Raw genomic sequence first — 5,337 nt, 5'->3', positions numbered from 1 at the left:
TTTGCGATTGCTGAGCCAAGTTTAGGGTTTTCTCAAAACCCAAGCAGTATTGAACTGAAGAGTTTGATCATGGCTCAGATTGAACGCTGGCGGCAGGCCTAACACATGCAAGTCGAGCGGATGAGAGGAGCTTGCTCCTTGATTTAGCGGCGGACGGGTGAGTAATGCCTAGGAATCTGCCTGGTAGTGGGGGATAACGTCCGGAAACGGGCGCTAATACCGCATACGTCCTACGGGAGAAAGCAGGGGACCTTTGGGCCTTGCGCTATCAGATGAGCCTAGGTCGGATTAGCTAGTTGGTGAGGTAATGGCTCACCAAGGCGACGATCCGTAACTGGTCTGAGAGGATGATCAGTCACACTGGAACTGAGACACGGTCCAGACTCCTACGGGAGGCAGCAGTGGGGAATATTGGACAATGGGCGAAAGCCTGATCCAGCCATGCCGCGTGTGTGAAGAAGGTCTTCGGATTGTAAAGCACTTTAAGTTGGGAGGAAGGGCAGTAAGTTAATACCTTGCTGTTTTGACGTTACCGACAGAATAAGCACCGGCTAACTTCGTGCCAGCAGCCGCGGTAATACGAAGGGTGCAAGCGTTAATCGGAATTACTGGGCGTAAAGCGCGCGTAGGTGGTTCGTTAAGTTGGATGTGAAAGCCCCGGGCTCAACCTGGGAACTGCATCCAAAACTGGCGAGCTAGAGTACGGTAGAGGGTGGTGGAATTTCCTGTGTAGCGGTGAAATGCGTAGATATAGGAAGGAACACCAGTGGCGAAGGCGACCACCTGGACTGATACTGACACTGAGGTGCGAAAGCGTGGGGAGCAAACAGGATTAGATACCCTGGTAGTCCACGCCGTAAACGATGTCAACTAGCCGTTGGGTTCCTTGAGAACTTAGTGGCGCAGCTAACGCATTAAGTTGACCGCCTGGGGAGTACGGCCGCAAGGTTAAAACTCAAATGAATTGACGGGGGCCCGCACAAGCGGTGGAGCATGTGGTTTAATTCGAAGCAACGCGAAGAACCTTACCTGGCCTTGACATGCTGAGAACTTTCCAGAGATGGATTGGTGCCTTCGGGAACTCAGACACAGGTGCTGCATGGCTGTCGTCAGCTCGTGTCGTGAGATGTTGGGTTAAGTCCCGTAACGAGCGCAACCCTTGTCCTTAGTTACCAGCACGTTATGGTGGGCACTCTAAGGAGACTGCCGGTGACAAACCGGAGGAAGGTGGGGATGACGTCAAGTCATCATGGCCCTTACGGCCAGGGCTACACACGTGCTACAATGGTCGGTACAAAGGGTTGCCAAGCCGCGAGGTGGAGCTAATCCCATAAAACCGATCGTAGTCCGGATCGCAGTCTGCAACTCGACTGCGTGAAGTCGGAATCGCTAGTAATCGTGAATCAGAATGTCACGGTGAATACGTTCCCGGGCCTTGTACACACCGCCCGTCACACCATGGGAGTGGGTTGCTCCAGAAGTAGCTAGTCTAACCTTCGGGGGGACGGTTACCACGGAGTGATTCATGACTGGGGTGAAGTCGTAACAAGGTAGCCGTAGGGGAACCTGCGGCTGGATCACCTCCTTAATCGAAGACATCAGCTTCTTCATAAGTTCCCACACGAATTGCTTGATTCATAGTCGAAGACGATGCTGTAACGCGACCCTGTTATAGGTCTGTAGCTCAGTTGGTTAGAGCGCACCCCTGATAAGGGTGAGGTCGGCAGTTCAAATCTGCCCAGACCTACCAATTGCTTGGTGCAGAAGAATACGGGGCCATAGCTCAGCTGGGAGAGCGCCTGCCTTGCACGCAGGAGGTCAGCGGTTCGATCCCGCTTGGCTCCACCACTCTCTACGCGGTTACGGTGAGAAGAGAAAGAGTTCAGAAATGAGCGCTTCAGGTTTGACCTGTTGAGTGCTGATTTCTGGTCTTTTGACCGGTACGAATATCGTTCTTTAAAAATTTGGATATGTGATAGAAGTGACTGATTAATTGCTTTCACTGGCAATTGATCTGGTCAAGGTAAAATTTGTAGTTCTCAAGACGCAAATTTTCGGCGAATGTCGTCTTCACGATTGAGACAGTAACCAGATTGCTTGGGGTTATATGGTCAAGTGAAGAAGCGCATACGGTGGATGCCTTGGCAGTCAGAGGCGATGAAAGACGTGGTAGCCTGCGAAAAGCTTTGGGGAGTCGGCAAACAGACTGTGATCCAGAGATCTCTGAATGGGGGAACCCACCCGGCATAAGCCGGGTATCTTGTACTGAATCCATAGGTGCAAGAGGCGAACCAGGGGAACTGAAACATCTAAGTACCCTGAGGAAAAGAAATCAACCGAGATTCCCTAAGTAGTGGCGAGCGAACGGGGACTAGCCCTTAAGTTGATTTGAGTGTAGTGGAAGGCTCTGGAAAGTGCCGCCGTAGTGGGTGATAGCCCCGTACACGAAACGCTCTTATCAATGAAATCGAGTAGGACGGGGCACGAGAAACCTTGTCTGAACATGGGGGGACCATCCTCCAAGGCTAAATACTACTGACTGACCGATAGTGAACCAGTACCGTGAGGGAAAGGCGAAAAGAACCCCGGAGAGGGGAGTGAAATAGAACCTGAAACCGTATGCGTACAAGCAGTGGGAGCCTACTTTGTTGGGTGACTGCGTACCTTTTGTATAATGGGTCAGCGACTTATATTCAGTGGCGAGCTTAACCGAATAGGGGAGGCGTAGCGAAAGCGAGTCTTAATAGGGCGCTTTAGTCGCTGGGTATAGACCCGAAACCGGGCGATCTATCCATGGGCAGGTTGAAGGTTAGGTAACACTGACTGGAGGACCGAACCGACTACCGTTGAAAAGTTAGCGGATGACCTGTGGATCGGAGTGAAAGGCTAATCAAGCTCGGAGATAGCTGGTTCTCCTCGAAAGCTATTTAGGTAGCGCCTCGTGTATCACTGCTGGGGGTAGAGCACTGTTTCGGCTAGGGGGTCATCCCGACTTACCAAACCGATGCAAACTCCGAATACCAGCAAGTGTCAGCACGGGAGACACACGGCGGGTGCTAACGTCCGTCGTGAAAAGGGAAACAACCCAGACCGTCAGCTAAGGTCCCAAAGTTATGGTTAAGTGGGAAACGATGTGGGAAGGCTTAGACAGCTAGGAGGTTGGCTTAGAAGCAGCCATCCTTTAAAGAAAGCGTAATAGCTCACTAGTCGAGTCGGCCTGCGCGGAAGATGTAACGGGGCTCAAACCATACACCGAAGCTACGGGTTCATCCTTTGGATGAGCGGTAGAGGAGCGTTCTGTAAGCCTGTGAAGGTGAGTTGAGAAGCTTGCTGGAGGTATCAGAAGTGCGAATGCTGACATGAGTAACGACAATGCGAGTGAAAAACTCGCACGCCGAAAGACCAAGGTTTCCTGCGCAACGTTAATCGACGCAGGGTTAGTCGGCCCCTAAGGCGAGGCAGAAATGCGTAGTCGATGGGAAACGGGTTAATATTCCCGTACTTCTAGTTACTGCGATGGAGGGACGGAGAAGGCTAGGCCAGCACGGCGTTGGTTGTCCGTGTTTAAGGTGGTAGGCTGATTTCTTAGGTAAATCCGGGAGATCAAGGCCGAGAGCTGATGACGAGCGTTCTTTTAGAATGCGAAGTGGTTGATGCCATGCTTCCAGGAAAAGCTTCTAAGCTTCAGGTAACTAGGAACCGTACCCCAAACCGACACAGGTGGTTAGGTAGAGAATACCAAGGCGCTTGAGAGAACTCGGGTGAAGGAACTAGGCAAAATGGCACCGTAACTTCGGGAGAAGGTGCGCCGGTGAGGGTGAAGTATTTACTACGTAAGCCCATGCCGGTCGAAGATACCAGGCCGCTGCGACTGTTTATTAAAAACACAGCACTCTGCAAACACGAAAGTGGACGTATAGGGTGTGACGCCTGCCCGGTGCCGGAAGGTTAATTGATGGGGTTAGCGCAAGCGAAGCTCTTGATCGAAGCCCCGGTAAACGGCGGCCGTAACTATAACGGTCCTAAGGTAGCGAAATTCCTTGTCGGGTAAGTTCCGACCTGCACGAATGGCGTAACGATGGCGGCGCTGTCTCCACCCGAGACTCAGTGAAATTGAAATCGCTGTGAAGATGCAGTGTATCCGCGGCTAGACGGAAAGACCCCGTGAACCTTTACTATAGCTTTGCACTGGACTTTGAGCTTGCTTGTGTAGGATAGGTGGGAGGCTTTGAAGTGGGGACGCCAGTTCTCATGGAGCCATCCTTGAAATACCACCCTGGCAACCTTGAGGTTCTAACTCTGGTCCGTTATCCGGATCGAGGACAGTGTATGGTGGGTAGTTTGACTGGGGCGGTCTCCTCCCAAAGAGTAACGGAGGAGTACGAAGGTGCGCTCAGACCGGTCGGAAATCGGTCGTAGAGTATAAAGGCAAAAGCGCGCTTGACTGCGAGACAGACACGTCGAGCAGGTACGAAAGTAGGTCTTAGTGATCCGGTGGTTCTGTATGGAAGGGCCATCGCTCAACGGATAAAAGGTACTCCGGGGATAACAGGCTGATACCGCCCAAGAGTTCATATCGACGGCGGTGTTTGGCACCTCGATGTCGGCTCATCACATCCTGGGGCTGAAGCCGGTCCCAAGGGTATGGCTGTTCGCCATTTAAAGTGGTACGCGAGCTGGGTTTAGAACGTCGTGAGACAGTTCGGTCCCTATCTGCCGTGGACGTTTGAGATTTGAGAGGGGCTGACCTTAGTACGAGAGGACCGGGTTGGACGAACCTCTGGTGTTCCGGTTGTCACGCCAGTGGCATTGCCGGGTAGCTATGTTCGGAAAAGATAACCGCTGAAAGCATCTAAGCGGGAAACTTGCCTCAAGATGAGATCTCACTGGAGCCTTGAGCTCCCTAAAGGGCCGTCGAAGACTACGACGTTGATAGGTTGGGTGTGTAAGCGCTGTGAGGCGTTGAGCTAACCAATACTAATTGCCCGTGAGGCTTGACCATATAACACCCAAACAATCTGCCCTCAAAGCAGAGGGTGTCGATGGTGAAGTCGACAGAAAGCCGAAAATTTGCAAGAACTACAAATCATCTATCACGTATCCAAGGGATAGCGCCTAACCGCGACATCCCAACCGAATTGCTTGACGACCATAGAGCGTTGGAACCACCTGATCCCATCCCGAACTCAGTAGTGAAACGACGCATCGCCGATGGTAGTGTGGTGCTTCACCATGTGAGAGTAGGTCATCGTCAAGCTCCTATACGAAACCCCAGATCGCGAAAGCTGTCTGGGGTTTCTTCTTTGCAGTGTGGAAAACACTCTCAGGCCATCGCGT

At 52.1% G+C, this 5,337-nt stretch carries 2 tRNA genes and 3 rRNA genes; all 5 read left to right on the top strand.

From position 1 onward, the window contains the following. Positions 1-51: 51 nt before the first annotated feature. The 5 genes from EGJ86_RS24575 to rrf all read left to right on the top strand — a co-directional run bounded on the left by EGJ86_RS24575 (position 52) and on the right by rrf (position 5,257). Positions 52-1,588 (top strand): 16S ribosomal RNA (locus EGJ86_RS24575). Between the two features lie 85 nt (positions 1,589-1,673). After that, positions 1,674-1,750 (top strand) — tRNA-Ile (locus tag EGJ86_RS24570). 22 nt (positions 1,751-1,772) lie between these two features. Further along, positions 1,773-1,848, top strand: a tRNA-Ala gene (locus EGJ86_RS24565). A gap of 261 nt (positions 1,849-2,109) precedes the next feature. Further along, positions 2,110-5,002, top strand: a 23S ribosomal RNA gene (locus EGJ86_RS24560). Positions 5,003-5,141: 139 nt separating this feature from the next. Beyond that, a 5S ribosomal RNA gene (gene rrf, locus EGJ86_RS24555) occupies positions 5,142-5,257 on the top strand. Together the 16S, 23S and 5S rRNA genes with 2 tRNA genes alongside form the textbook arrangement of a ribosomal RNA operon. Positions 5,258-5,337 lie beyond the last annotated feature (80 nt).

This window comes from Pseudomonas sp. o96-267 (assembly GCF_003935465.1).
In the GTDB taxonomy this organism is placed as follows: domain Bacteria; phylum Pseudomonadota; class Gammaproteobacteria; order Pseudomonadales; family Pseudomonadaceae; genus Aquipseudomonas; species Aquipseudomonas sediminis.
This window is presented reverse-complemented; position numbering and strand designations above follow the sequence as displayed.